Here is a 26321-nt window from a genome sequence, read left to right on the forward strand (position 1 = left end):
TAAAGAGAGTAATTATGATGTAATCTTAAGCGAGTTAGGGATAGTGGAAGCCTAATAGATAATTCATAATGAAGCGCACTTTTGAGAAATATTCCTGAATGAAAGTAGGGTCTATCGGGGAGAACCCCGTTATCAATACAAGAAGGTTCATATGAACAATCAGAGTGGTACCGCGGGTAATCTCGTCTCTAATTTGAGACGGGATTTTTTTATTTTTCAATTAGGAGGAAAATAAATGAATTTCTTATCAATATATGCCGAACAAATTACAGATTCGTTAAATGAAGCACTAACAAGTAAAGATGTGATACAGTTAATTGAAAAGCCTAAATATGATGATCAAGGTGATTTAGCTTTTCCTTGTTTCATTCTTGCCAAACAATTAAGAAAACCGCCTGCCCAAATAGCTAAAGAAATTGCCAATAAAATTGTGCATCCTTTTTTTGAAAAAGTGGAGGCAAATGGACCATATGTGAATTGCTTCCTTAATAAAGCTTTAGTGAGTAAAGAAACACTTCAATTGATCCTAAAAGAAGAAAACAATTATGCCACTCATTCATTCGGAGAGAATAAAACAATTACAATTGACTTTTCATCACCGAATATAGCGAAACCATTTTCTATGGGGCATCTTAGATCTACTGTAATCGGGAATTCCTTGACACAGATTGCCGAAAAATGTGGCTATAACGTTATCAGAATCAATCATCTAGGCGATTGGGGAACCCAGTTTGGCAAATTAATTACAGCATATAAACTGTGGGGCAATGAAGAAAAAGTAATGGAGCAGCCAATCAAAGAATTATTAAGCCTGTACGTAAAATTTCACGAAGAGGCAGAATTGGACTCGACTTTGGAGAATGAAGGAAGAAAATGGTTTAAACGGTTAGAGGAAGGCGATAAAGAGGCACTATCTCTTTGGAAATGGTTTAGAGATGAGTCTTTACAAGAATTCACAAAAATTTATTCCTTATTAGATGTACACTTTGATTCATATAATGGCGAAGCTTTTTATAATGATAAGATGGAGAATACAATACAGTTTATTAATAAAATGGGGCTTCTGACTCAATCAGATGGTGCTCATGTAGTTGAGTTAAAGGAATTTGATTTGCCCCCATGTTTAATCATGAAAAAAGATGGCGCAACCCTTTACGCGACAAGAGATCTAACAGCCGCTCTTTACAGAAAAGAAACGTATCATTTTAATAAAGCGTTATATGTCGTCGGGCAGGAGCAAAGTCTTCATTTTAATCAAGTGTTTCTTGTTCTTAAAAAAATGGGCTATGACTGGGCGAAGAAAATGATCCATATTCCATTCGGATTTATTTTAAAAGATGGCAAAAAGATGTCCACTAGGAAAGGTAAGGTTGTTTTACTGGAAGAAGTGATAGAAGAAGCAATTCAACTTGCCAGAAAGAGTATAGAGGACAAAAATCCCAACCTTTTAAATAAAGAAGAAGTGGCGCGACAAGTTGGGGTTGGAGCAATTATATTTCACGATTTAAAAAATGAAAGACAAAACAATATCGAATTTTCCCTTGAAGATATGTTAAAATTCGAAGGGACGACAGGACCTTATGTGCAATATACTCATGCAAGGGCCTGTTCCATCCTAAGAAAAGCGAAATATGATCGTCATTGCACCGATATATCCGGTTTAAATGATGACCATTCTTGGTCAGTAGTAAAACTATTGATGCAATTTCCAAATATTATTGAAAAAAGCTTTGTCCAGTATGAGCCATCCCAAATCGCTAAATATTTACTTGATGTAGCAAAAGAGTTTAATAAATATTATAGCCATGTAAAGGTTTTATCTGATGAGGGCAACTTGCAAAGTCGACTTGCACTTGTCAAATCGACAACAATTATATTAAAAGAAGGTTTAAGATTATTAGGTTTACAGGCACCTGATGAAATGTAACCTTGGGTAATCATTGTACATTAGAAACATACAATAGAGTATTGAATAAGATATTTATGTACTTAGTGAATGATGAAATAGCGTTGCTTATGTACCATAATTATTTTAATATCTTATATATACTTAAAATAAATTAAGAGGCAGAATAAAATGAAAGAAATATTAATGGTTTTTAAAGATTTACAAAAAATGGTTCCTCATGCCGAAATTGCAATGTCGGAGCCATTATCAAAACATACATTTATAAAAACAGGCGGAATTGGCGATGTTTTTATTAAGCCAACTGAAGTCAATGAACTGCAAAAAATCGTAAAATACGCATTCGATCATGATATTCCGTTAACTGTATTAGGAAAAGGAACGAATGTCATTATTCGTGATGCAGGCATACGAGGAATTGTCGTTAGCCTCGATCAACTAAATAAAGTTTTCGTAACAGCTGAGACAATTACAGTAGGCAGTGGTGCAAATATCATTGATGTATCAAGAATTGCTTTGCAGCATCAGCTGTCTGGATTGGAGTTTGCTTGTGGAATCCCCGGGACTGTAGGCGGCGCTTTGATCATGAACGCAGGTGCTTATGGCGGCGAGATATCCGAGGTTTTAACGAGTGCTACAGTCATTACACAATCAGGAGAATTTCGAACGTTTGAATTAGGCGAATTTCAATTTGGCTATAGAAGCAGTGTCTTTGCCAATGAACATCTTATTATTGTAGAAGCTGTCTTCTCTTTAAAGAAAGCTGATCCGACATTAATCAAAGGAAAAATGGATGAAAATACTTTTCTGCGCGAGTCAAAGCAGCCGTTGGAATATCCATCATGTGGCAGTGTTTTTAAAAGACCGCCCGGTAATTTTGCTGGGAAACTAATACAAGAGAGCGGCCTTCAAGGGACAAGGATCGGGGGAGCTGAAGTTTCAACTAAACACGCTGGATTTATCGTTAATGTGGACAATGCCACCTCGACAGATTATATTCAATTAATTCGCCATGTCCAAAAAACGGTGAAGGAAAAGTTCGGGGTTGACCTTGAAACGGAAGTAAAAATAATAGGGGAAGAAAAATAATTTTATGGCAATTTGTCTTTATGACAGATTGCTTTTTCTTTTCTTTACACTCCAAATATAGTAGGGTATAACTAAATTATCTGACTTTTCTTTTATATTTTTATGCAATCACTTTATTTAGAAAGGGGATTGCATTATGCTTTTAAATAGAGAAATAGAAGAAATGATTGCGGAGTTAAAAGTAACTTCGCTCGCCCGACCATGAAGCTGTCACATTTGCGATGCAAGCATATACAAAGCCGAAAAAATTTTCGGGAGGAGTTTGAATGAAACAGATTAAATATTGCACATCTATATTTCTAATCATCTTTTTAACTGCCTGTTCATCTTTGCAGGATGGCAGCCGAGCTTCCTTGCCAATAAACCCGAATGAAAATGTAGACTTTTCATCTAGTAAATTAAAATCAATCTATTTTGCTGGTGGATGTTTTTGGGGAGTGGAAGCATATTTCGCAAGAATATACGGAGTGAAGAATGCGACATCCGGATATGCAAATGGCAAAGGAATAGATCCTAAATACGAGGATGTTGTAAAAGGAGAAGAGGGATTCGCAGAAACGGTCCACGTTGAATACGACCCTAAAAGAGTTACACTATCCGAACTTCTTACTTATTTTTTTAAAGTGGTTGACCCGACAACTATTAACCAGCAGGGAAATGACCGTGGAATTCAGTACAGATCTGGAGTTTACTTTGAGAATAAGAACGACGAAAAAATTATTAATGCTTCTGTAGCGGAAGAGCAGAAAAAATACGACGGAAAAATCGTCACTGAAGTTCTGCCATTAGAAAACTTTTTCCTTGCTGAAGACTATCATCAAGATTACTTGGAAAAAAACCCAGATGGGTATTGCCATATTGATTTAAGTATTTTGAATGAGGATGATGATGTAGGCGATAAAAGTTATATAAGGCCTAGTGATGAGGAGATTAAGGAAAAACTTACACCTGAACAATATCAAGTAGCGTTGCTGGATGATACGGAACCAGCCTTTGCAAATGAATATTGGGATAAGTATGAACCTGGAATATATGTTGATATCGTTACTGGAGAACCCCTTTTTTCCAGTCGAGATAAATATGACTCAGAGTGCGGTTGGCCAAGTTTCACTAAACCAATTTCGAGTAAAGTAGTAACATATCATGGCGATAAAAGATACATGATGGATCGAACAGAAATTCGCAGCCGTGCTGGTGATATTCACCTTGGTCATGTTTTTGATGATGGCCCCGAAGAAGATGGTGGGCTTAGGTACTGTGTCAATAGTGCTTCACTTCGATTTATCCCATTGGAAGAAATGAAAAAAGAAGGCTATGAGGATTTCATTGGCGTAGTTGAATAACTCTAGGTAATATCAAAATTAGATATTGCCTTTTTTCTTTTTCGAAATTTAATAATTATTTCTTGTGTTTTAAGCAAATGATTTCAAAATAATGATAAAATAGGCGTTATGATTGATTTATTTTACATACAGGGGGAAATGGAAATTGGATAAAAAGTTTAACCGACCGAAAGGATTTGGAGAGATTTTAGATCTCACATTTAGATTAAGTAAAAATAAATTTAGCGATTTTTTGCTAATTAATCTTATTTTTATGGGACCCATTTATTTACTGCAAGTATTCATCCAACTCTTTTCTGGGGTCAGCTTTTTTAGAGAACTAGGAACAGGCGACATTTGGTATGAACAAATACTCTCCAGCTTCGAGGAAACAGGGACTGCAAATTTGGGAGCTGATCTAGGAATCATAGCTGTTTCATTTTTTAGCATCTTTTTATTTCCAGTCGCTGGAGCAGCAATCTTAATTGCGATTAACCATATTAAGAAAAATGAAGAATATACTGTTGGTACGGTTATTAGAGAGGCGTTTTCACGATATGGCCCTATCCTTGGCAGCAGTATTCTTTTTGTGCTTCTTATCATTGGACTAATCATCATTCCATTCATTATCGTGGTACTCGTCGGGGTTATTGGTGGCATTGCAAATCCTTTTGCAGGAATTCTTATGGCGATTCTTTTATTTATTGGGTTTGCTATTGGAATAGGACTATTGTTAACGCGTTGGAGTTTTTATTTCGGCTCTGTTGTTCTCGATGGTGAAGTAATCGGGTTTACAAGGAGCTGGAAACTGTCGAAAAAAAGAACTTGGGCGTTATTCGGATTGTATATCGTATTTTCCTTAATTGTTTCAACTATTAGCTACGCAGTGGAAGTTTCTTTCGGACTATTTTTAGGCAATAGTGTCTTGCTTTCTATCATTTCAAGTATCGTTAGTTTATTTACGACGATGATTTTTTCAGTTGGATATGCAGTCATGTATCTTGATGCTAAAACAAGGCATGATGCGGACGATTTAAAGGAAATGATTGAAGACTATAATGTGGTGCAATCGTGAATCGATTATTGTTAGGTGATATAGATGGAAAACGTGAATAAGGCAAAAGAAGAGATTCGTGACATTTTGAATGGAAAAGAATATCAAATGTATAGGAACGAATCAAAAAGTATTTTAACAATTTGGTGGGAACGTGCAAAAGAGTGGGTTGCCAATCAACTGGAAAAATTGTTCCCTTCTTTAGAATCGGCCAGTCATACAGCAGCTGGTCCGATTCTTATTGCCATAATCGTTGCAGTTGTAGCGATGGTTGTAGTATTGGCAGCGTTTCTCGTTCGGGGGGAATTGCGGAAACATAAATATAAAGATAACAAACCTTTTCAATCCTTGAAAGAAATGGACTGGACCCTTCACACTCACCTAGAAGAAGCTATGCGATTAGAAGCACAAGGAGATTTTACAACATCAACACGGCATCTTTTCCTCGCCTTGCTTCTATACTGCCATGAAAAAGAATGGCTCAAAGCAAGATTATGGAAAACGAATTGGGAATATTACGATGAACTTCGCAAGGTGAACAAGGAATGGGCAGAGCGCTTTTATCATTTAGCTCTTTTATTCGACGAGGCAACTTATGGTGAAAAAATGGTTGAAAAGGATGAATATGTACATTATAAATCGCAAGTGATGGAATGGCTTGGCGATATACAGGAGGCGCCAACCGATGCAGCAAATAAGTAAAATAAAAACATGGATTTGGCTCGTCATCCTATTAATTATTTTTGCATTGGCAAGCTTTCTCATGTTTTCACAAAAACCGAAGATTTATCCTAATTATGTATCTAGCTCTCCCTCACCGACTGGGGTAAAGGCTGTATATACGTATTTACATAATCAACATGACAATATAAAGAGATGGAAACATACTCCGAATCTTTTAAACAACGACCCAGAACATCAGCTTCTTATTATGATAGAACCATTTTTCATGCCGACAACAGAAGAAATAAATGAATATAAGGACTTTATGAAGTCAGGTAATACGATTTTATTCATAAGTGAAAACCCAGAAGGCTTTTTCGATCTTAAAACAGAAAGGTTAGAGGAAGATCTGTCGGATAAAAACATAAACATAACGGATCAAAATGAAATGAATTATAAGGGGAAAATAAATTCTTCTGTAAGACTGCTATCAGAAAAAAGTGACAAGATCTTATTACATGATAAAGAAGGAACGATTGCACAAAAACGCTCCTTTGGAGATGGTCATATGATAGTTTCTGTTGCACCAGAGTGGCTAACAAACGGACAAGTTTTAACCCATGATCATATCCCTCTCATCCTCTCGCTTGTAAAAGAGGAAAAGGTAGATTCCATCCTTTTTGATGAATACATTCATATGGGAGAAAATGCTTCCACGATATGGACAGTATATCCAAAATGGTTCTTAATATTAATGCTGCAAATCATTTTGATTTCTATTTTGTGGCTTTGGGCAAAAGGGAAGAGGTTCGGTCCTATTTTAGAGCAAAGGGAAGAAACGGTCCGCTTTAGTGACGAGGGAATTAAGGCATTGGCTGCTTGGTATTTAAGAGGTCAAAAGTACCGAGAATCATTGGCCATACAGTATGATTTCGTAAAACAATTATTTTTAGAAAGGTATGGAGTTCCTACAACGATTGATTCGTTCGACCTTGAAGGTTTATTTCAACGAAAACGGATTGATATGACGAACGTAAAAACGTTAAAAGAAATTGAGCCCGTTTTACAAAAGGATAAAATAAGCAAACACGAATATTTACTGTGGTCGAAAAGATTAAATCGATTAAGAGAAGAGGCTGTCAAGCGATGAAAGAAGATTTACAAATTTTAATAGAAAAGTATGAAGAAAAAATCATAGGTCAAAGCTTAAATATTAAACTACTATTATCAGCTATTTTAGCAGGCGGTCATGTCCTTTTAGAAGGTGTTCCAGGGACTGGGAAAACACAAATGGTTAGAACACTTGCAGGATTATTAGGCGGAAGGTTTAATCGAATTCAATTTACGCCAGACTTGCTGCCTAGCGATATTACGGGAAGTACGATTTACAATATGAAAGATAATACATTTGAAACGATTAAAGGGCCAGTGTTTACAAACATCCTATTAGCAGATGAAATTAATCGTACTCCTGCGAAAACTCAGGCCGCACTATTGGAAGCTATGGAAGAAAAGCAAGTGACGATTCAAGGAGAAACATACCCATTATCCGAAGTATTCTTCGTTGTCGCTACTCAAAATCCAATTGAGTTTGAAGGAACTTATCCATTGCCTGAAGCTCAGCAAGATCGTTTTCTTTTTAAGCTCTATGTTGATTTCCCAAGCTTTGAAGAGGAAAAAAATGTTTTACAGCAAGTAATTGAAAATGAAAATATGTCCAATCTATTATCTGCTGTCATGAATATGGAAGTTTTTATTCAGTTAACAGAAGAAATCTCCCGCGTTACAGTCGGGGATAATGTGATGGATTATATTATGAAAATAGTAAGAAAAACCCGGGAGACAGATTCGATTCGTTTTGGAGCAAGTACAAGGGCAGCTATATCAATCGGAAGGGCGGCTAGGTCATGGGCATATTTATCTGGTAGAGATTATGTAACTCCAGACGATGTAAAAATGGTGTCCAAACCGTCTTTGCGACATCGCATTCAACTATCTCCACATATAGAATTGGAGGGAGCGTCTGTTGACCAAATTATTGAAGAACTTGTGGGCTCGGTTCCTATTCCAAGATAGAGGGATCGTACCATCTGGGCGCTTACTTGCCATTTTCGGTATACTTTCACTAGTACTTGTAGTTGTAAGCTTCGGAAGCTTTTCATGGTGGCCCTTTATTGTAATGAATATTATTGTTGTTTTATTGAGCTTAATAGATTTAACTTTTTCTCCAAAGAAAAAGGATCTTACTTTTAAACGTCTTATACCTTTTGAATTAGAACGAAATGTATCTTATAAGGTGCAGATCGAAGTGTCGAATCGTTCTAAGCATTCAATGTTTTATTCGATAATAGATGGGATTCCGCAAAGCTTTCAGAGACCGTTTCCGATGAAAGGAAGAATGACTCAGGGTGTCGCCACTATTGAATATGAAACGATGGCTCCAGTTCGAGGAGATTATGAAATATCAAAGCTGTATTTCCGTTTTACCAGTACATTTCGTTTATGGGAAAAACAATTGACAGTAGATTTAATAGATACCGTGAAGGTGATTCCCGACCTATCAGAGACTAAGCAATTTTTAGAAAATGCTCAAAAATATTTGCTGTTTGAAGGAAATAAAATACGCAAATATCAAACTGGCATTGGAGATTTCGCACAAATTCGAAACTATGTCGTAGGGGATGACCCTCGTAAAATTAATTGGCGGCAAACAGCTAAACTCCGCCAAGTAATGACGAATGAATATGAACCCGAACACGGAAAATATATTACGATATTAATAGACTGTGGAAGAATGATGGGAGCTGAACTGACGAAAGGGAACCGTCTCGAAAAAGCATTGGAGGCTGCCCATTTAGTCGCAGCTGCAGCACTTAAAAATGGTGATTATGTCTCAGTTTTAGCTTTTGCGAAGGATGTCAAAGTGTTTATACCTGCTGCAAAAGGAATGACTCATTTACAGACAATCCTTCATTCCATTTATAACGTATCAGTTGACTCAGCAGAATCCAATTATGCAGCAGTTTTTTCTTTTTTAGAGTCCATGCAAAAGAAAAGAAGTTTGCTCCTTTTGTTTAGTGATGTAAGGACATTTTTGTATGAAGAACATGCCCTTCTATACTTAAAACGACTTAGACAAAGACACTTATTTTTAATGGTAGGAATCGAAGATGCGACTCTCCTTAGTAGAGCTAATGAGACATCCGATAATGTGCAGCAAGCGATGATCAAAAGCATTGCTCAGCAGCAAATACTTTTTAAGAAAAAGGAAAAAATCAAATGGGAGAGGCAAGGCCTCATCATGCTTGAAGCCAAAGAAGAAAACGTAGCGATTGCTGCGGTTTCCCATTATATCGATGTTATGAACCGGAACTTGTTGTAGTAGTTCGGAATGGAGAAAGAACTCGGATATAGGACATATATAATTTAGAAAAGACTGATAGGACTGGACTGGTCAATCAACAATAAAATTAGCTAAAAAAGGTATAAACATACGAGCAGAAAAAAGCGAATCTATCAGCATAAAAGCTGATGGATTCGCCAAAATTATGTGTATTTTGTTTACATTCCTTTAGATAATGAACGGTCCAACAATATTTTTCCAATTAATACATAAAAAATTAAGCCAAACACTGTAATGAGTGCAACTATGTATTTCCATTCTAAAGAAATTGCAGCAGGGGTAATGAATCCCTCAATAATTCCTGCGATAATAAATAAAGGTACGGTCCCAAGCAATAACTGTACTGATCGTTTCGCTTGGTGTTTTAAATGAAAGGATCTAGAAAACTGTCCGGGAACTAAAAGCTTGTAGCCCATTAATAACCCAGCACCGCCAGCAATGAAAATAGCGGTAAGTTCAATCATTCCATGAGGCACAATATAAGCCCAGAAATCATAACTTTTTCCATATTGCCAAAATAGAGCTGCAAGGGCACCTACAATAATTCCATTATAAATCATTACATACACAGTTAATAAACCAAATGTAACGCCGCCGGCAAAAGCCAAAATGGCCACTTGAATATTATTTGTCATAATACTCGCAGACATTAATGGGGAATCGACCGCTCCATCACTACTTCCAAGTCGCTCGGGATCAACATTTTGTGCAATGTCTGCTGGAAGAATTGAATACAAGTGTAGAGGGTCGTTTATGACAGAAAAAAAACTTCCCAATGCACCGAGAGTAAATAAAAACATCGCAATGACAACAGCCTTCCATTGTCCTAATAAAAGCCCAATAAATGTCGTGCTAAAAAAGTGTCTGATTTGTTTAAAGCTTGTAGTTTGGTCTTTATATAAAAGATTATGAGCTTTTGAAACTAGTCCATTTAAATAAAGCGTTACTTCTTCTTTTGGAAAAAACGTTTGACAATACGATAGATTTTGAGCAGCTTTTTGATAAAGCTTGTTAAAATGTTCGATATCTGCCGCTGTATATGCACTTTTACGTTTTTGTAAAATATTAATTAGTTGTTCAAGCCGATTCCATTCTTCACGATGTTGTTTAATAAATTGCTTAATATTCATCACTGCACCTACACCAATTGTATTTGTAATCTATTCTTCTTATTATAGTAATTTCATTATAAAATAGAAACAGCTTCTAGAGAAATATCAAAGAAACGAGGTTTTTCTTTTGAACGAAGACCGTATTAGTATAAAAACACCCGAATATGTATCATTGCAATTTCAAGTTGCAGGCTTAGGTAGTAGAACGGCTGCATACATAATCGATCAACTCATTTTAATGGCTTTTAATATTGCTATTGTTGTCATCTTTCTAATCATTACTTATGGGCAGCCAGACATATTGATTTTTCTTGATTTGCATTCATATCTTATAGCAATTATTATTATTGGAATATTTTTTATCAATTGGGGCTATTTTTTTGCATTTGAATACTTTTCAGGAGGAAGAACCCCTGGGAAACGTGCGATGGGAATTAGAGTAATACAAGAAAATGGGCATAGTATCACATTATTATCTAGTTTTATTCGCAACCTTTTACGAATCATTGATTCACTGCCAACTGGTTATTTTCTTGGAATCATTATGATTTTCTTCCATAGTAAACATAAGCGTATTGGTGATCTAGTGGCAGGCTCGATTGTCGTACACGAAAGAAAGACAAATAGAAAAAACAAGCTTTCAGCAATTGAAAAAGAAATACAAACGAGGGGGTTATCAAAAAATGATCTTATTATAGATGAGTGGTCCTTAAAATCTATTAAAATGAAAGATTGGAAATTAATCCAAACATATTGTAATCGTTTTTTGCAATTGCCGAAAAATGACAGAGATGAATTAACAAAACAAATAGCTGCCATTTTATTCCCGAAACTAGGAATCGAACAAGAAGATGAAGAGTTAGAAAATAAGCTGCTTATCGTCTATTTAATTTTAAAGGATGAATGGGAATTTGAACTATAAGGAGCAGCTATATGGTAAAAATTCGTATATCCTTACTATTAATCACAATGTTATTAGTAGGCTGCACTTCCGAAGTAATAAGCGAACCCGAAAAGAAGGAAGAGGAACTAGTAGAAATGGAAATCAACATGATTGATTATTTTCTTCCATTACAAAATTCGGAAATTCGAGTGGAAGCTCCTACGCATATCGTTTTGCATTTTATAAGCAATGCAGGAGAAAATGTTGGTGATCCCTATAATGTTGAGGACGTAAATTCAATATTTACTGAATATGGCGTTTCTGCACATTATTTAATCGGGAGGGCGGGAGAGATTTACCAGCTTGTTCCTGAAGATAGAGTTGCATATCATGCTGGCTTAGGTGTTTTGCCTTATTTTACAAAATATAGGAATAACATGAATCAATACTCGGTTGGCATTGAAATATTAGCAATTGGTACGAAGGAAGAAATGGCATCAATGATAGATGAAGAATTGTATGATTCTATTCATCCTACGCTTATTGGCTATACTGAATCTCAATATGAATCATTGAACTTATTATTGGATGACATCGTTAATCGAAATCCTTCCATCGAGAGAAGTCGAAAATACATTGTCGGACATGATGAATATGCTCCTGGAAGAAAAACGGATCCGGGTTCGTTATTTGATTGGAAGAAGATAGGCTTTTAATTTAAAAGGAGATCAAATGGAAAAAGAATTAATTATTTCTCACACGGAAAAATTCGTCTATGAGCTATTGCACGATGATTCAACTGGTCATGACTGGTGGCATATTTGTCGAGTTACGAAAATGGCCAAAACCATAGCATTAAATGAAAATGCAGATATGTTCATTTGCGAAATGGCGGCATTGCTCCATGATGTCGCTGATGAAAAATTGAATATATCTGAAGAAGAAGGAATTAATAAAGTAAAGGAATTTCTTCTCTCTGAAAATATTGATGAGGTTTATATTTCAGCGATCTTGGAAATCATTACGACTATGTCCTTCAAAGGTGGAGGACGGCCTCGAATGAAAACACTTGAGGGAATGATTGTCCAGGATGCTGACCGCCTTGATGCAATTGGAGCGATTGGTATTGCCAGAACCTTTGCATATTCAGGAGCAAGAAACCAATTAATCTATCATCCTGATATAAAACCGGAAGAGAAATTAGATCCAGAACAATACAGAAAAAAACAAACAACAGCCATAAATCATTTTTACGAAAAACTTTTAACGCTAAAGGATTTAATGAATACCGAAATGGGTAAAGAAATGGCTGAAAGCAGACATCAGTATATGGAAGAATTTTTAGAAACATTCTTCAAGGAATGGGTTGGAGATCATTGATAAAAAATCAAGATCTCTTTTCTTTACCTATTATTTCTGTAATTACAAAAGCTAAATCATCGTTGCCAAATATAGATAAGATATTTAATAAAGTATCATTGCTAATATGTGCAGCTTCTTCTTTAGGAACGGTTAAGCTGATAGCATTCTGCAAGGCTGGGCTGGATGCTTGGCTCGGGTATGCTTGGGCATAAACTTTTTCAGGATCCAACTCATGATTTACACACCACTGAGCAAATATTAGGATCATCATTTCTTCGTCATTTTGATAGTTCTGTATGACACGTTGTTCAAATTCATGGTTATTCAAAATTATTTTCCTCCTAGAATGAAAAATATTGTATAAGATAAACACTATTTCAATATTTGGTAGTTGTGACACGATTGATTTTCCTATATTATAGATTAGGCAACCTTTTTATTGAAACTCAAGGTTTAGAAATGAGGAATCATAATGAAACAATCAATATATGGATTGACGATGGAACAATTAACTGAATGGTTATTGGAAAATAGTCAGAAAAAATACCGTGCCCAACAAATCTGGGATTGGCTATATAAGAAAAGAATAACATCTTTTTCAGAAATGAAAAATATAAATAAAGATTGCTTAGAATTATTGGAAGAACATTTTTTCATTCAGACACTAAAACAATCGATCAAACAAGAATCTGCTGACGGAACGATTAAATTTTTGTTTGAAATGCAAGATGGAAATTTAATTGAAACAGTTCTAATGAGCTTTTCATATGGATTATCTGTCTGTGTGACAACTCAAGTCGGCTGTAACATCGGCTGCAGCTTCTGTGCAAGTGGGTTATTAAGAAAAAACCGTGATCTAAATAGTGGCGAAATTGTTGAACAAATTATGAAAGTACAACAACATCTTGATGAAAAAGGAAATGATGAAAGAGTAAGCCATATTGTTGTCATGGGAATCGGAGAACCATTTGATAATTATAAAAACTTGATGAATTTCCTTAAAGTAGTTAACGATCCGAAAGGACTTGCAATTGGTGCTAGACATATTACAGTCTCAACGAGTGGTCTTGCACAAAAAATTCGTGAATTCGCAGATGAGGAATTACAAGTTAATTTAGCCCTTTCTTTACATGCACCAAATGATGAATTAAGAACACAAATCATGAAGATTAACAAAGCATTCCCTATTGAAAAATTAATGTCGGCACTTGATTATTATTTAGAAAAAAATAATCGCAGAGTTACGATTGAATATATTTTATTGAAGGGTGTTAATGATCACGAGGAAGAGGCAGTGCAGCTTGCGAAACTACTTCAAAATAAACGTCACCTAACTTACGTGAATTTGATTCCATATAATCCAGTCAATGAGCATATTCAATATGAGCGAAGTGAAAAGAAAGACATTCTTGCCTTTTATGACACATTAAAGAAAAAAGGCATTCAATGCGGTATTCGCCATGAACAAGGTACGGATATTGACGCTGCGTGTGGACAACTACGAAGTAAACAAATAAAGAAAACAAAAGCAGTTTAAAACGTATCTATTGTATAGATGCGTTTTTTTATTGAAAAGGGGGAGTTAATCATAATTGAAGCTGTATTTTTTGATTTATATGAGACATTAATAACAGAATGGGAGAACGGAAAAAAGAAAGCTGATTTTAGTCCCGCCACTATGCTAGGAATTGAAGAAGATGTTTTTAAAAGTGAGTGGAAGAAAAGACGTGAACAACGAATGGATGGATTCTTTCCGAATGCAAAAAGTTGTTTAGTTGATATATTTCATACTTTAAAAAGACCTTATAACATAAAAGATATCGAAACAGTAATTGAAAATAGAATCCAAGCTAAAATAATTCCATTTCAGTTAATTGATGAGGAAATCATTGAGACTATTATGCAAATAAAACGAATGGACATTAAAGTCGGACTAGTCAGTAATTGTGCTCCTGAAGAAGTAGTAGCATGGGATGATACATCTTTGGCTCAATTATTTGATTCTGTCATTTTTTCCTATAAGGTAAATTGCGCTAAACCAAACAAAGAGATTTATGATATCGCCTGTAGCAATCTTAATGTATTACCTAAACATTCAATATTCATTGGGGATGGAGGATCTAATGAACTTGAAGGAGCAAGGAAAGCTGGTTTAAAAGCTTTCCATGCAACCTGGTTCCAGCCATTGTTCATTAGTGAAAAAATATCGGGCTTCCCTAAACTAAATAAAGCATCCGATATTTTACCCTTTATTAAATCAAATACGTAAGAACGCTCATACGATAGTATGAGGTGATCTAATGGCTAAATGGATCAGTGTTTCAACGTCTAAGCATCAACTAGCTCTTCATGATGGAAACCGAATCATTAAAGTGTATCCGATCGCTGTAGGAAAAATGTTAACCCCGACACCTTCAGGAACATATACCATTATTAATAAACAACCCCATCCTGGGGGACCATTTGGTGTACTATGGATGGGGCTATCTAGACCTCATTATGGAGTTCATGGAACGAATAATCCTTCTTCGATTGGTAAAAATGTGTCCCATGGCTGTATTAGAATGCATAACCTTGATGTATTAGATTTATCATCACGCATTCCGATAGGGACCAATGTTGTTATTCATCGTTAAAATTCACGCTTGAGAAGTAATGGGGTGTTTAATCTTTATTGGAAAAGGATACTGACTTGTAGGTTTTACAAATAACACTTCAGATCCATTATTTCTTTTTTGCTCCACTTCAATATTTGGATAGTCTGGTGTGTAATAAAATACTATCTTCCTAGTAGATTCATCTGAAATTCCACGTAAAATTTGTAAAATGTCAATTTCATTTTTACTAACGATGTCAAAAATGTGTATGTGATCATGTTCTTTCTTAAAGAGCACGATCACATTTTCCTTTTCTAAAATGTAGATATCATTAGGGAAAACATTCAGGCAGTAGAACATAAAAATCCCTATAGGATTATCCGTACTGAATTTTTGGGAAACTGGCTCTCTCTCAGATACGCATTGGTGGATGAAATTCAAATCCTTTGGATTTTTTATATTTAGCTTACGTATGTTTGCGGAAGAGATTTCGTTCACACTAAAATCTAATGTATACACATATTCTTCAACAGCTTCAAATCCAAACTTAGGGTAAAAGTCTAGTACAGACTGATTAGCGAACAAATAAATAAAATCGCTTTTTGTCTCATATTCATCCAATACTTTACGCATTAAAGCAGCCGAAATTCCTTTGTTGCGGTAATCTGGATGTGTCATTACAGTCCCAATCTGAACGGCTTTTTTCACTTCTCCTTCAATGATTAGATGTAAAATATTGACCGAAACATTAGCGATAACAATACTCCCATCCGTGTAAGAGAACGGAATATAATGACTATCCCAGAAGCCTTTTTGATACCATTCTTCAAAATTAATCCCAAAAATTTGATTTGCTAAAGAATTGAAACTCTTTCTTAAGACTTCATTATTTTTATAATCTTTTATAAAGTTTAGTTGTTGTTCCATAATCTCAACCTAAATCCTGACCGGTTACTAGAATATAACCAATTAAAAATATATTTAAAACTATTATTACAGCAGTGCAGAACCAAGCCAATACTTTCGTACCTGTTTTATTAGCAAATACGCCCATTTTCTTTTTGCTATTCGTAAATAAAATAAGTGGGACAACCGCAAATGGTAGTTGCAAACTAAGAATAACTTGACTCCAAAGCAGAAGATCGGCTGTTCCTCGTGAACCTGCAATCCAAGTAACAACAAATGCTGGAACGACTGCTAGCATTCGAGTAATAATCCTTCTAAGCCATGGAGAAATCCTCAAATGCAAGAAACCTTCCATTACGATTTGACCAGATAATGTTCCCGTGATCGTTGAATTTTGCCCTGAAGCTAATAATGCTACAGCAAATAACGTACTTGCGATTCCAACTCCTACTGAAGGACTGAGTAATTTATATGCTTCTTCGATTTCAGATACTTGTATTCCTTTACCATGGAAAGCAGCAGCACCTAATATTAATATCGCTGAATTAATTAAAAAAGCCATTGTCAGGGAAAACGTTGAGTCAATAACTGAAAATTTGACCGCTTCTTTTTTTCCTTTTTTCGTTCTTTTATATTGCCGCGTTTGGACAATAGAAGAATGCAAATAGAGATTATGCGGCATGACTGTCGCACCTAGAATCCCCAATGAAATAAACAACATATGTGGATTTGTTACAATCTCTGCTTTTGGTAAATAACCATTTAATAAGGCTCCAACTTCAGGTTTAGAAGCAACTACTTCAAAAATAAAAACAGCAAAAATGGTTACCATTAATACAATCACAATCGATTCTATGATGCGAAATCCTTTTTTCTGTAATAATAGGAGCAGCAAAACATCAACGGTTGTGATTAAAATTCCAACTAATAATGGAATCCCAAAAAGCAAATTCAACGCGATTGCAGATCCTATGACTTCCGCCAAATCCGTTGCGATTATCGCTAACTCCGCCATAATCCAAAGAAAAAAAGCTGTTTTTCTCCCAGTAGCATCCCTTGTTGCTTGTGCAAGATCTCTTCCAGTTACAATCCCAAGCTTAGCGGATAATGTTTGAAGCAAAATCGCCATTAGACTAGAAATTAAAATGATGGAAAGTAGTGTGTAACCAAATCGTGCTCCTCCTGCGATGGAAGTAGCCCAATTCCCTGGATCTACATACCCAACAGCCACTAAAGATCCTGGTCCAGCAAATGCAAATAATTTCCTCCAAAAACCAGCATTTTCTGGGATGCGAACAGAATTATTTACCTCTTCTAAACTAATATTAGAGCTGCTTTTTAACCATCCTCGTTTACTATCTATATCACTCAACTTTCTCACCCCTTAAAGTTTAGCTGTAATCAAAATAAGTTTACCTCACGCAAATTTCTGTGTAAAAAAATAAGATAGATATTATGTTCTAATAATAAATCTTAATCATTTTATTTGGCAAGTAATAAATATCTTGTTTTTAAAATGGGTAAGTAAAAGACATTGTATGTTATTCAAAAATGGCGCTAAGGTAACTAAACCTAGAAAAAAAAACCGGTGTTAACCCAGTTTTAGTGGGAGATGCCGGTTTTAAATCTCAATGTTTGAAAAAGGTTGAAACAGTTTAATCCCTTTACGATTTCTAGGAAAAAGTTTCATATCCAATATTAAGTGGCTAGTATAGCTCACAATACAAACGAGTAATATGCCATCTGTCTGAAAATCCTTTTCTAAAAAGTAGCCAATCAAAGAAAAATAAAACAACCCAATTAAAGAATGGGTAAGGGAACGATGGGGGAGAAGGGCTGCAACACAAATATATATCCCCAGCAGCATTAACCAAGTGCTTTGTTGAGTTATCCCTATTATTAAAGATGCTGCACCTGTCAGTAATAACATATACTTTTGTTTAATGAAAAAAGGTGGAAGGATCAGTAAGGCAAGTCCCAATCCAAATCCAAGCAATCGATCAATTTCCTTATAAACTATGAAACTATTTACAATGATTAATAAACCTAGTAGCCCTAAAAGGGTGATAATCCAATTTTTATTTAAAGAAATTTTATTTGAAAGTGTTCCTTTTACATCGAGATCAGGAACTAAGCCAATACATGCCCCTAATAATGTAAAAGAAATAGCGGTTGAAAGTTCTGCTCCTACATAACTTGCTACACCAATTCCTGCAATTCCTCCTGCGATAAAATGAGTTTTTCCATCCATCTAAAAGCATCCTCTCATGTTGTACTAAAATAGTATCGTAACATGAATTTAAGAGGATTAAAATAAAATTAGGATTAACACCTTATATGGCGCTAATCCTAAGCTTTACCAAGATACATATACCCATTCATCTTCTTGGAAAATCGAATATCCTTCATATCCATCAACAATATTTACTTCTTTACCAGTTTCTAAAACAGAGTTCAAATTATTACGAACCTCTTCAAGGTTTTCAAATCCACTGAAAGCAAGAGACTCTGAAAGGAGGTCTGAGTAGTCTTTTAAAGCTGATTTTGCACCAGTACTCATGAAGAAGATGGGGTTATCTTCTTTTACAATAGCAAAAACGTCACTTTCAGGGATTGCATATAAACCTGCATTATATTTACGAGCCAGCTGGCTTAGATCAGAAAACTTTTCTTCATTCATAATATTTATAAATATAGTACCATCTATTGTAACCTCTTTTGGTAATAAGGACTCATCATCGTTAACACTTGCAACATCTTCAGGTGTGGTTTTTTCAACTGTTGTTTCCGATTCAATTCCTTTTACAGAGGATACTGTTTCAACTTTAACCGTGACGGAATCTTTAAGAACAAGATTCTTGTTTAATTCACTATTATTTTTTTGAGGGTGTACTAAAATATCTGATATTTCCTGTTGTGTGGCCTTGCTATGTAGTCCTTCATGCCCGATCGCTCCAGCAATAAATAACACAAAAGACATGATAAGAATGGCATAAAATTTTGTTTTCATATTTAACACTCCTCGTTTGTTCCTATACTTAATAGACGTATCATAACGGGAAAAGTTTCACTTTTTTTCAAATATATTTCTATTGTTACAAACTTGTAACAAAATCTAGTAATTTTCTATTAGTATATATATAACCTATAAAAAACATATTGAAACGGATTATCTATTCTATTAATCCAAAAAGATGGTACACTATCCATATTGATAAAATATTTAGTTAAGAGGCGAGAACTATGATTAAAGCGATATTTTTTGATTTAGATGATACATTACTATGGGACCAAAAAAGTGTAAAAGAAGCATTTATCGCAACGTGCAAAGTTGCTGAAGAACGTTACGGAATAAATATAGGGGTGTTGGAAGACGCAGTTCGCAAAGCAGCCAGTCATTTGTACTCCACGTATGAAACGTATCCATTTACACAAATGATCGGTATTAACCCGTTTGAAGGACTTTGGGGCAACTTCCTTGATGATCAACCAGATTTTTTAAAAATGAAAGAAATTGTTCCAACGTATCGAAAAGATGCCTGGACAGAAGGCTTAAAAATGGTAGGTATTGACGATGATGAATTTGGCCATGAGTTGGCGGAACGTTTTCCATTAGAGCGAAAAAATCTTCCATTTGTGTATGAAGAAACATTTGAAGTATTAAATAAACTTAAGGACCATTATCGGCTATTACTTTTAACGAACGGATCACCCGATTTACAAAATACAAAATTAACGATAACTCCAGAGATTTCACCTTACTTTGAACATATCGTAATTTCTGGGGGATTTGGGAAAGGTAAACCCGACCCATCTATTTTTGAACATGCCTTATCACTAATGGATATAAACAAAGATGAAGTTCTAATGGTTGGAGACAACTTAAATACAGATATTCTTGGCGCCAATCGTACTGGAATCAAATCAGTATGGATCAATCGGCATAATAAAGAACGGAAAGATATAATACCAACATATGAAATTCAACATTTAGATGAGCTATTTCCAATTCTAGATAAACTAATTATGAATGTTGGAATTCGGTAATGGGGTAATAGATTATGGAGATTCGAAAATTAAATAGGAATGAAGAGATTCCGGTGAATCTTTTGCTATTAGCTGACCCTTCCAAAGAACATATAAATGAGTATATAAAAAAAGGGGAATGCTTTGTAGCGGACGATAACAATCGAATTATTGGTGTTTCTGTACTTTTACCTACAAGACCTAGTACGATCGAATTAGTAAATTTAGCTGTTGCAGAAGATTATCAAGGAAAAGGCATCGGAAAAAAACTCATATTGGATGCAATGCGTAGAGCAAAAGTAATGGGGTATAAAACGATTGAAGTCGGAACCGCCAATTCAAGCATAGACCAACTAGCCTTTTATCAAAAATGCGGGTTTAGAATAACAGGGATTGATAGAGATTTTTTTATTCGACATTATCCTGAAACAATATTTGAAAACGGAATACAAGCTGTTGATATGATACGATTCTCTAAAGACTTATCATAATAAACAAGAGGTATTTATGAAAACAAATAAGTATTTTCGTATTTATAAAGTACTTTCGATGTTTTTTATAAGCTTTTTCCAAGTTTATTCATATAAATTGAGGAGAAAGTCTGAAGCTGACTGGGAATATCTTTGGGAAAAAATAGGAGAGCGGTTTCGGAAGACGCTGTTTGAGTTAGAGGGACTCCTAATCAAAATTGGCCAAATGCTTAGTATTCGGGGTGATATTCTGCCGAATGCATTTATTAAACAATTGCAAGATCTTACAGATAAAGTGCCACCATCCGGTTTTGACGAGATTCAGGCAATCATTGAAAAGGAATGGGGATGCGCCCTTAATCATCATTTAATATCGATTGAAAAACAGGCGATTGCCTCCGCTTCAATTGGTGAAGTGTATAAAGCTGTATTAAAAGACGGTTCAACCGTTGCCATCAAGGTGCAGCGGCCACATATTGAATCAATCATTAAAATCGACTTTCGAACACTTGGATTCATTATTTGGTTTGCCGATCATTTTATTCCGATACCAAAAGGTTTCATCAATTTAAAGGTGCTATACAATGAATTAAAAGATGTTATTGAAAATGAACTAGATTTTTTAAAAGAGCAAGAAACGCTACTATCTTTTAAAGAACGCTTCAAAGAAGTAAATATTATTAAAATCCCTTCAGTCCATGTCGATTTGAGTACTAAAAAAGTTCTTGTTATGGAATGGGTAGAAGGGAAAAGAATCACTGACACGAATGCTTTAAATCAATTATCTATAAAACGAAATGACTTAGCACAAAAGCTCATTTCAGTGTTTCTTCCCCAATGGCTGGAGTCTGGACTATTTCATGCTGACCCACATCCCGGAAATGTACTTGTAACAGAAGAAGGAAAAATTATCTTACTTGATTTTGGTATGGTGGGGGAAATTTCCAAAAAGGATGCTGCTCATTTTCAAGCCTTGATTGAAAGTTTCCTTTCAAAAAATTATGCAAAAGCAGTTGAATGTTTTATCCAATTAGGATTTGTTTTGCCAGAAGCTGATACGAGAACGATGGAAAAACTGTTAGCCGAGCTAATGTCCTTTCAATCAATACAGTTAAAAGATATTGATTTGATTGCTTTTAAAATGGAAATGAACGATATAATCCGATCACTCCCTATTCAAGTTCCAATTCGATTTGTATTTTTAGGAAGAGCTTTCGTCACGATTGAAGGAATGATTCGGGAACTCGTACCGGAAGAAGAGCTCTTTGATTTAGTTAAGCCAGTTTTTATGGAGTGGTTAGAAAAGAAAGGAAATAATAAATGGACTTTTCTGTGGCACTGGCTCCAATCACAGCCATTATTTAGAATTGTCTATTCTGTAAAAGAGTTTCTTACCTTGCCCCAACAACTTGATCGTATGAAGGAAGTTGAACAAAGAAGGCATTTTCAATTTACGATTTATGAAAATAATAAAAAACGATTATTTCAGTTAATGCTTATTGGGATGATTGGAATCCCAATTGGTTTCTATATATCACATCCATTGATTTGGAAAATGGCAATTGGTGACTTCTTTATAAGTGGTTTAGCATACTTTATATATAGCTCCAGGCAGAAAAAATGGATGAAATATATGCAAGATCATAGAAGGGGATGAGGTGGGGGATAACATAGTTCTCTCTCCTAATCCTTATTATTTTTTACAAATATAATTGATGAATTTTGAAAATCATTTCATTTATTAATGAAAAAAGTTTATGGATCTATTGTCCATAAACTTAGTCGAGGAATTAAACCCCCATTTTCCTTCTTGTATTGCTCGTTTTTTTCGTCTGTTGACTTTTTAATTTTTTAGTATCTGTGTTGCCTTTCACACTTGCATTAGTTTTTTGCGCCGCTTTTTTTTCGGCAAGCTTTTTTTGCATAGCTTCTTGTAATGATATTTTTTTAGGACCTTCAGTCATAATTATACCTCCAGAATTAACCCTTTAGAAATAGTATAAAAAATGTTTGGATAAATGTATAGTATAGAGAGCTATTTTTGCTAATCCATATAAAAAATATTTGTGAATAAAGCTAATTTTGCCAGTGTAGTTGATCACAATTTTTTAAAAATATATTTTCTTATCTTTCTTGTGTTTGCTTACAGAAAATGTAATAATAATGAAAATCACTAAACTTCAAAAACGATGATGAGAAGAGTAGATCCATGGATTCTTATACAGAGAGCTTCGGCAGCTGAAAAGAAGCAAAGAAGAGTTGGTTGAAGATGGTCTCTGAGTTGCATAGCTGAACTTTTTTAAGCAAGGCTATGACGAGACTTGGCACTCGTTATAAATGTCAAAGTATAAGAGCGTTTTCGTTCCGTACTTATGGAGGCTAATTATGTGAGTGATTAGTGAATAAAGGTGGTAACACGGGTGTAACCCCGTCCTTTGACAATTTTGTCATAGGGCGGGGTTTTTTTATTTCTTTAGAAGGAGGAAAAGAATAATGAATATTTTGATTTGCGGAGCATGGCCGTATGCCAATGGATCTCTTCATTTAGGACACATCGCTAGTTTATTATCTGGGGACATTTTAGCACGGTATTACAGAGCAAAAGGGGAGAAGGTACTTTATGTATCCGGAAGTGATTGTAATGGAACTCCAATATCAATCAGGGCAAAACAGGAAGGAGTTACTCCTAAAGAAATTGCAGATAAATATCATGAAGAGTTCAGCAATTGTTTTAGAGAGCTAGGTTTTTCGTATGATTGTTATACACGTACAGATACAGTACTTCATCACGAGATTGTACAGGATCTATTTTTACAGTTGTTAAACAACGGATATATTTATAAAAAAGAGATAGAGCAAGCATTTTGTCATACATGTGATCAATTTTTGCCTGACAGATTTGTCGAAGGGATTTGTCCAAACTGTGGGAAGGAAGCGAGGGGGGATCAATGTGATCACTGCTCGAAAATTTTAGACCCATTAGATCTTCTAGAGAACAGATGTAAATTATGTGGAGATTCTCCTTCGTCAAAGAAAACGGAACATTTTTATTTTAGTTTAAGTACGTTTCAAGCAAAATTAGAGGATTATGTTGATTTTGCAAAAAGACATGATTTGTGGCGAGCGAATGCTATTCAATTGACCGAAAGATATTTAAAGGAAGGGTTGCACGATCGTCCTGTTTCTAGAGATTTGCCGATAGGGGTCCCAGTACCTGTTAAAGGGTATAGTGAGAAAAAAATATACGTATGGATAGAAGCTGTTGCAGGTTATTTTTCAGCTAGTAAAAAATGGGCGAATGATAACAATCATAGTGAATCAGATTTTTGGAACGAAGGAACAAAATCTTATTATATACACGGCAAAGACAATATACCTTTTCATTCGATCATTTGGCCAGCAATCTTAATGGGAACCGGCATAAATAACTTGCCTAATCATATTGTATCGAATGAGTATTTAACCATTGAAAGAAAAAAACTTTCAACTAGTAAAAATTGGGCGGTTTGGGTTAAGGATATGTTGAAAAAGTTTGAAACAGATTCAATTCGATATTTTCTAACGATAAATGCGCCAGAAAACAAGGATTCTGATTTTTCCTGGAGGGAGTTTGTTTACAGTCATAATAGTGAATTATTAGGAGCATACGGGAATTTTGTCAATCGTACTTTAAAATTTATAGAGAAATCATACGCAGGAAAGCTTTCAAAAGGAAATATTGATGAACAAATTAAAGTTGAGATTGAACAGCTTTATTCAAAAGTTGGTCGGCATATTGAAGAAACCTACTTTAAGCTTGCACTAGAATTAATTTTTGAATTTGTCAGGCGGGCAAATAAGTATTTTGATGAGGAAAAGCCTTGGATTCAAATTAAAGAAACTCCAACAGAATGTGAAAATACATTAACAACTTGTGTATATATCATCAAAAATTTGGCACAGCTATTGCAACCATTTTTGCCATTTTCAAGTGAAAAGATAAAAGAGATTTTAGCAATTCCAAGCTTTAATTGGAGTGTAATAGAGAACACTGCAATTTCTTTAAACGACGTTAAGCCTTTATTTGAAAGGATTGAAGTTGAAAATATCCAGTTCGAAATTGAAAAGCTATACAAACAATCGAAAAACTCATAAGAAATACTGCAACATAAATATGCTTGTTAATAGCCCTAAACATAGGATACGATAATGATATAAAATATTTGAATTAAGCTCGAGAGGTGGAAACTATGAAAAAAAGTACAAAAAAAGAAATATATTCTTGGATGAAATCAATTGCATTAGCTTTCATTATCGCTTTTATTTGCAGGCAATTTCTATTCACACCTACAACTGTATTTGGAGAATCAATGTCACCCACCTTTCATGAACACGATAGAATTGTAGTAAGCAAGACGACTAAAATTGAACGATTTGATGTAATTGTGTTTAATGCGCCAGACGCTAATAAACATTATATTAAGAGGGTAATTGGGTTGCCAGGGGATAGAATAAAAGTGCAGGATGATATACTGTATGTTAATGGCAAAGAAATAAAGGAACCCTATTTAATAGAAAATAAAAAAGGTTCTCCTTTAAATAAAATTACTTGGGATTTTACGTTAAAAGAAATTACAGGAAAATCAAATGTGCCAAAGGGAGTTTACTTCGTTATGGGTGATAACCGTTTATATAGCAAGGATAGTCGATCATTTGGATTTGTGTCTGCCGAGTCGGTTATTGGAGAGGTAAAATTTAGATTTTATCCATTGGAGAAAATAGGTAATCCCAAATAAATCATAAAAAACTTTTATCCAATAAAAACACAAAAACCATCGTTTCCTTTATTGGAATCATGGTTTTTGTGTTTTATCGTATAAAGTCGATCTTTTTTTGTTTTTGTTTTCCTTGTCCTCATATCAGATAATGCAAAGGGGCTTCTGTTGTTATCAGGATTTCTTCGTCCTTCACGAGCTAATTTTTGCCTATGTTTTTTTGCCTTGGAAGATGCCAAGTCAATCACTCCTTATTATATAAGTATATTTGATATTATATTTTAACTTATCCAATAAGAAAATTAAATATCTTTATAAAATTATGGTGAAATGGATGTCATTATTTAATTCTTTATGTCTTTAGACCAGTAAGTAAAAGTGGGATTTAATCGTTGATTAACATTCTTTTTATGAAACTATTTTAATAATTATTCGTATAAAAATGTTAAACAGACATAGGAGGGGTTATCGATGAAGAAGAGTGCATTAATTAGTACAGTAGCCATTGTCTGCATCATTGCTGGTTTGTTTATATGGTATTTTAATACAGCCTCTGGACAAAGAACTGTTAAAAGTTGGAAATCAAATAATTCAGGTGGAATTGAAAGAATTGTAAAAGTATACAGTAATGAAGGAAAATTGATTGAGGAATACGAAGGTAAAATTGATATTCAAGATACCGAATATGGAAATAAGGTGTTGTTTGATTTAAACGGAAAACGAGTTGTGATTTATAATGCAACAGTCGTGACGGAGGAAAAATAAGGATAATGG

Annotated in this window: 28 protein-coding genes and 2 other annotated features (1 of these 30 only partly in view); of the genes, 20 read left to right on the forward strand and 8 right to left on the reverse strand. The window is 34.8% G+C overall.

Translation table 11 applies throughout. The features are described 5' to 3' along the window. Positions 1–193 (forward strand) — a binding site (T-box leader); it begins 13 nt to the left of the window's first position. A 42-nt stretch (positions 194–235) separates the two neighbouring features. The 8 genes from argS to KHA96_RS04510 all read left to right on the forward strand — a co-directional run bounded on the left by argS (position 236) and on the right by KHA96_RS04510 (position 9416). Beyond that, the gene (argS, locus tag KHA96_RS04475) at positions 236–1927 is read left to right on the forward strand and encodes an arginine--tRNA ligase (protein WP_213128068.1); all 1692 of its coding nucleotides are present in this window, start codon (positions 236–238) and stop codon (positions 1925–1927) included. Between the two features lie 150 nt (positions 1928–2077). Then, a complete protein-coding gene (gene murB / locus KHA96_RS04480) occupies positions 2078–2995 on the forward strand; it encodes a UDP-N-acetylmuramate dehydrogenase (RefSeq protein ID WP_481748206.1) in 918 nt (305 codons plus the stop codon). 266 nt (positions 2996–3261) lie between these two features. Further along, complete coding sequence (gene msrB / locus KHA96_RS04485) at positions 3262–4338, forward strand: peptide-methionine (R)-S-oxide reductase MsrB (protein WP_213128069.1); 1077 nt, start codon at positions 3262–3264, stop codon at positions 4336–4338. A gap of 145 nt (positions 4339–4483) precedes the next feature. Continuing rightward, positions 4484–5392, forward strand: coding sequence for a DUF7847 domain-containing protein (locus KHA96_RS04490; protein ID WP_213128070.1), 909 nt, complete (start codon positions 4484–4486; stop codon positions 5390–5392). A gap of 24 nt (positions 5393–5416) precedes the next feature. Next, positions 5417–6073 carry a DUF4129 domain-containing protein gene (locus tag KHA96_RS04495; protein WP_213128071.1) on the forward strand — a complete coding sequence of 219 codons (657 nt, stop codon included), beginning with the start codon at positions 5417–5419 and terminating at the stop codon, positions 6071–6073. Continuing rightward, a complete protein-coding gene (locus tag KHA96_RS04500) occupies positions 6057–7184 on the forward strand; it encodes a DUF4350 domain-containing protein (RefSeq protein ID WP_213128072.1) in 1128 nt (375 codons plus the stop codon). Before KHA96_RS04495 ends, KHA96_RS04500 begins: the two co-directional genes overlap by 17 nt. Continuing rightward, positions 7181–8110: an AAA family ATPase gene (locus tag KHA96_RS04505; protein ID WP_213128073.1), complete on the forward strand. Its 930-nt coding sequence runs from the start codon at positions 7181–7183 to the stop codon at positions 8108–8110. The genes KHA96_RS04500 and KHA96_RS04505 overlap by 4 nt, the downstream gene beginning before the upstream one ends. After that, a complete protein-coding gene (locus tag KHA96_RS04510; RefSeq protein WP_213128074.1) occupies positions 8061–9416 on the forward strand; it encodes a DUF58 domain-containing protein in 1356 nt (451 codons plus the stop codon). The genes KHA96_RS04505 and KHA96_RS04510 overlap by 50 nt, the downstream gene beginning before the upstream one ends. A 179-nt stretch (positions 9417–9595) precedes the next feature. Here the strand turns inward: KHA96_RS04510 and KHA96_RS04515 are convergent, their stop codons facing one another. Next, positions 9596–10567, reverse strand: a complete 972-nt coding sequence (locus tag KHA96_RS04515) for a stage II sporulation protein M (RefSeq protein WP_213128075.1) — start codon at positions 10565–10567, stop codon at positions 9596–9598. A gap of 109 nt (positions 10568–10676) precedes the next feature. Here KHA96_RS04515 and KHA96_RS04520 point away from each other — a divergent pair, with 109 nt between their 5' ends. From KHA96_RS04520 to KHA96_RS04530, 3 genes are read left to right on the forward strand one after another with little or no spacing between them, the layout of a single operon-like run. After that, entirely contained in the window at positions 10677–11471 is a 795-nt protein-coding gene (locus KHA96_RS04520; RefSeq protein ID WP_213128076.1) for an RDD family protein, read from the forward strand. An 11-nt stretch (positions 11472–11482) separates the two neighbouring features. Next, positions 11483–12148, forward strand: a complete 666-nt coding sequence (locus tag KHA96_RS04525; RefSeq protein WP_213128077.1) for an N-acetylmuramoyl-L-alanine amidase — start codon at positions 11483–11485, stop codon at positions 12146–12148. 16 nt (positions 12149–12164) lie between these two features. Continuing rightward, positions 12165–12812, forward strand: coding sequence for an HD domain-containing protein (locus tag KHA96_RS04530; protein WP_213128078.1), 648 nt, complete (start codon positions 12165–12167; stop codon positions 12810–12812). 7 nt (positions 12813–12819) lie between these two features. Here the strand turns inward: KHA96_RS04530 and KHA96_RS04535 are convergent, their stop codons facing one another. Then, positions 12820–13122: a hypothetical protein gene (locus tag KHA96_RS04535; protein WP_213128079.1), complete on the reverse strand. Its 303-nt coding sequence runs from the start codon at positions 13120–13122 to the stop codon at positions 12820–12822. Positions 13123–13266: 144 nt separating this feature from the next. Between KHA96_RS04535 and rlmN the strand changes: the two genes are divergently transcribed. The 3 genes from rlmN to KHA96_RS04550 are packed head-to-tail and all read left to right on the forward strand — an operon-like array spanning position 13267 to position 15430. Continuing rightward, positions 13267–14331 (forward strand): dual-specificity RNA methyltransferase RlmN, encoded by a 1065-nt coding sequence (rlmN, locus tag KHA96_RS04540; RefSeq protein WP_213128080.1) that lies wholly within the window; start codon positions 13267–13269, stop codon positions 14329–14331. Between the two features lie 18 nt (positions 14332–14349). Further along, positions 14350–15063, forward strand: coding sequence for an HAD family hydrolase (locus KHA96_RS04545; protein WP_213128081.1), 714 nt, complete (start codon positions 14350–14352; stop codon positions 15061–15063). 31 nt (positions 15064–15094) lie between these two features. Continuing rightward, positions 15095–15430 (forward strand): L,D-transpeptidase, encoded by a 336-nt coding sequence (locus tag KHA96_RS04550; RefSeq protein ID WP_213128082.1) that lies wholly within the window; start codon positions 15095–15097, stop codon positions 15428–15430. A 3-nt stretch (positions 15431–15433) separates the two neighbouring features. On the opposite strand, the gene KHA96_RS04555 is transcribed toward KHA96_RS04550, so the two are convergent. The 4 genes from KHA96_RS04555 to KHA96_RS04570 all read right to left on the reverse strand — a co-directional run bounded on the left by KHA96_RS04555 (position 15434) and on the right by KHA96_RS04570 (position 19307). Next, positions 15434–16318 (reverse strand): GNAT family N-acetyltransferase, encoded by an 885-nt coding sequence (locus tag KHA96_RS04555; protein ID WP_213128083.1) that lies wholly within the window; start codon positions 16316–16318, stop codon positions 15434–15436. A 4-nt stretch (positions 16319–16322) separates the two neighbouring features. Continuing rightward, on the reverse strand, positions 16323–17678 hold the full coding sequence (locus tag KHA96_RS04560; protein WP_213128084.1) for an Nramp family divalent metal transporter: 1356 nt from the start codon (positions 17676–17678) through the stop codon (positions 16323–16325). A 240-nt stretch (positions 17679–17918) separates the two neighbouring features. Then, positions 17919–18548 carry a metal-dependent hydrolase gene (locus KHA96_RS04565; protein WP_213128085.1) on the reverse strand — a complete coding sequence of 210 codons (630 nt, stop codon included), beginning with the start codon at positions 18546–18548 and terminating at the stop codon, positions 17919–17921. 105 nt (positions 18549–18653) lie between these two features. Further along, a complete protein-coding gene (locus KHA96_RS04570) occupies positions 18654–19307 on the reverse strand; it encodes a hypothetical protein (RefSeq protein WP_213128086.1) in 654 nt (217 codons plus the stop codon). 233 nt (positions 19308–19540) lie between these two features. On the opposite strand from KHA96_RS04570, the gene KHA96_RS04575 reads away from it, so the two are divergent. The 3 genes from KHA96_RS04575 to KHA96_RS04585 are packed head-to-tail and all read left to right on the forward strand — an operon-like array spanning position 19541 to position 22450. Then, positions 19541–20344, forward strand: coding sequence for an HAD family hydrolase (locus tag KHA96_RS04575; RefSeq protein ID WP_213128087.1), 804 nt, complete (start codon positions 19541–19543; stop codon positions 20342–20344). Positions 20345–20358: 14 nt separating this feature from the next. After that, positions 20359–20814 carry a GNAT family N-acetyltransferase gene (locus KHA96_RS04580; protein WP_213128088.1) on the forward strand — a complete coding sequence of 152 codons (456 nt, stop codon included), beginning with the start codon at positions 20359–20361 and terminating at the stop codon, positions 20812–20814. Positions 20815–20830: 16 nt separating this feature from the next. Next, complete coding sequence (locus KHA96_RS04585) at positions 20831–22450, forward strand: ABC1 kinase family protein (protein WP_213128089.1); 1620 nt, start codon at positions 20831–20833, stop codon at positions 22448–22450. A 133-nt stretch (positions 22451–22583) separates the two neighbouring features. Here the strand turns inward: KHA96_RS04585 and KHA96_RS04590 are convergent, their stop codons facing one another. Beyond that, on the reverse strand, positions 22584–22757 hold the full coding sequence (locus KHA96_RS04590) for a hypothetical protein (protein ID WP_213128090.1): 174 nt from the start codon (positions 22755–22757) through the stop codon (positions 22584–22586). A gap of 216 nt (positions 22758–22973) precedes the next feature. Further along, positions 22974–23232: a binding site (T-box leader), on the forward strand. Positions 23233–23286: 54 nt separating this feature from the next. On the opposite strand from KHA96_RS04590, the gene metG reads away from it, so the two are divergent. Both metG and lepB read left to right on the forward strand, forming a co-directional pair. Next, complete coding sequence (gene metG, locus KHA96_RS04595; protein ID WP_213128091.1) at positions 23287–24927, forward strand: methionine--tRNA ligase; 1641 nt, start codon at positions 23287–23289, stop codon at positions 24925–24927. A 95-nt stretch (positions 24928–25022) separates the two neighbouring features. Beyond that, positions 25023–25568, forward strand: a complete 546-nt coding sequence (lepB, locus tag KHA96_RS04600) for a signal peptidase I (RefSeq protein ID WP_213128092.1) — start codon at positions 25023–25025, stop codon at positions 25566–25568. Positions 25569–25582: 14 nt separating this feature from the next. On the opposite strand, the gene KHA96_RS04605 is transcribed toward lepB, so the two are convergent. Beyond that, positions 25583–25786: a hypothetical protein gene (locus KHA96_RS04605; RefSeq protein ID WP_213128093.1), complete on the reverse strand. Its 204-nt coding sequence runs from the start codon at positions 25784–25786 to the stop codon at positions 25583–25585. Positions 25787–26018: 232 nt separating this feature from the next. Between KHA96_RS04605 and KHA96_RS04610 the strand changes: the two genes are divergently transcribed. Then, complete coding sequence (locus KHA96_RS04610) at positions 26019–26312, forward strand: hypothetical protein (RefSeq protein WP_213128094.1); 294 nt, start codon at positions 26019–26021, stop codon at positions 26310–26312. Positions 26313–26321 lie beyond the last annotated feature (9 nt).

It is taken from the genome of Bacillus sp. FJAT-49711 (genome assembly GCF_018343715.1).
Classification (GTDB): domain Bacteria; phylum Bacillota; class Bacilli; order Bacillales; family Bacillaceae_C; genus Lederbergia.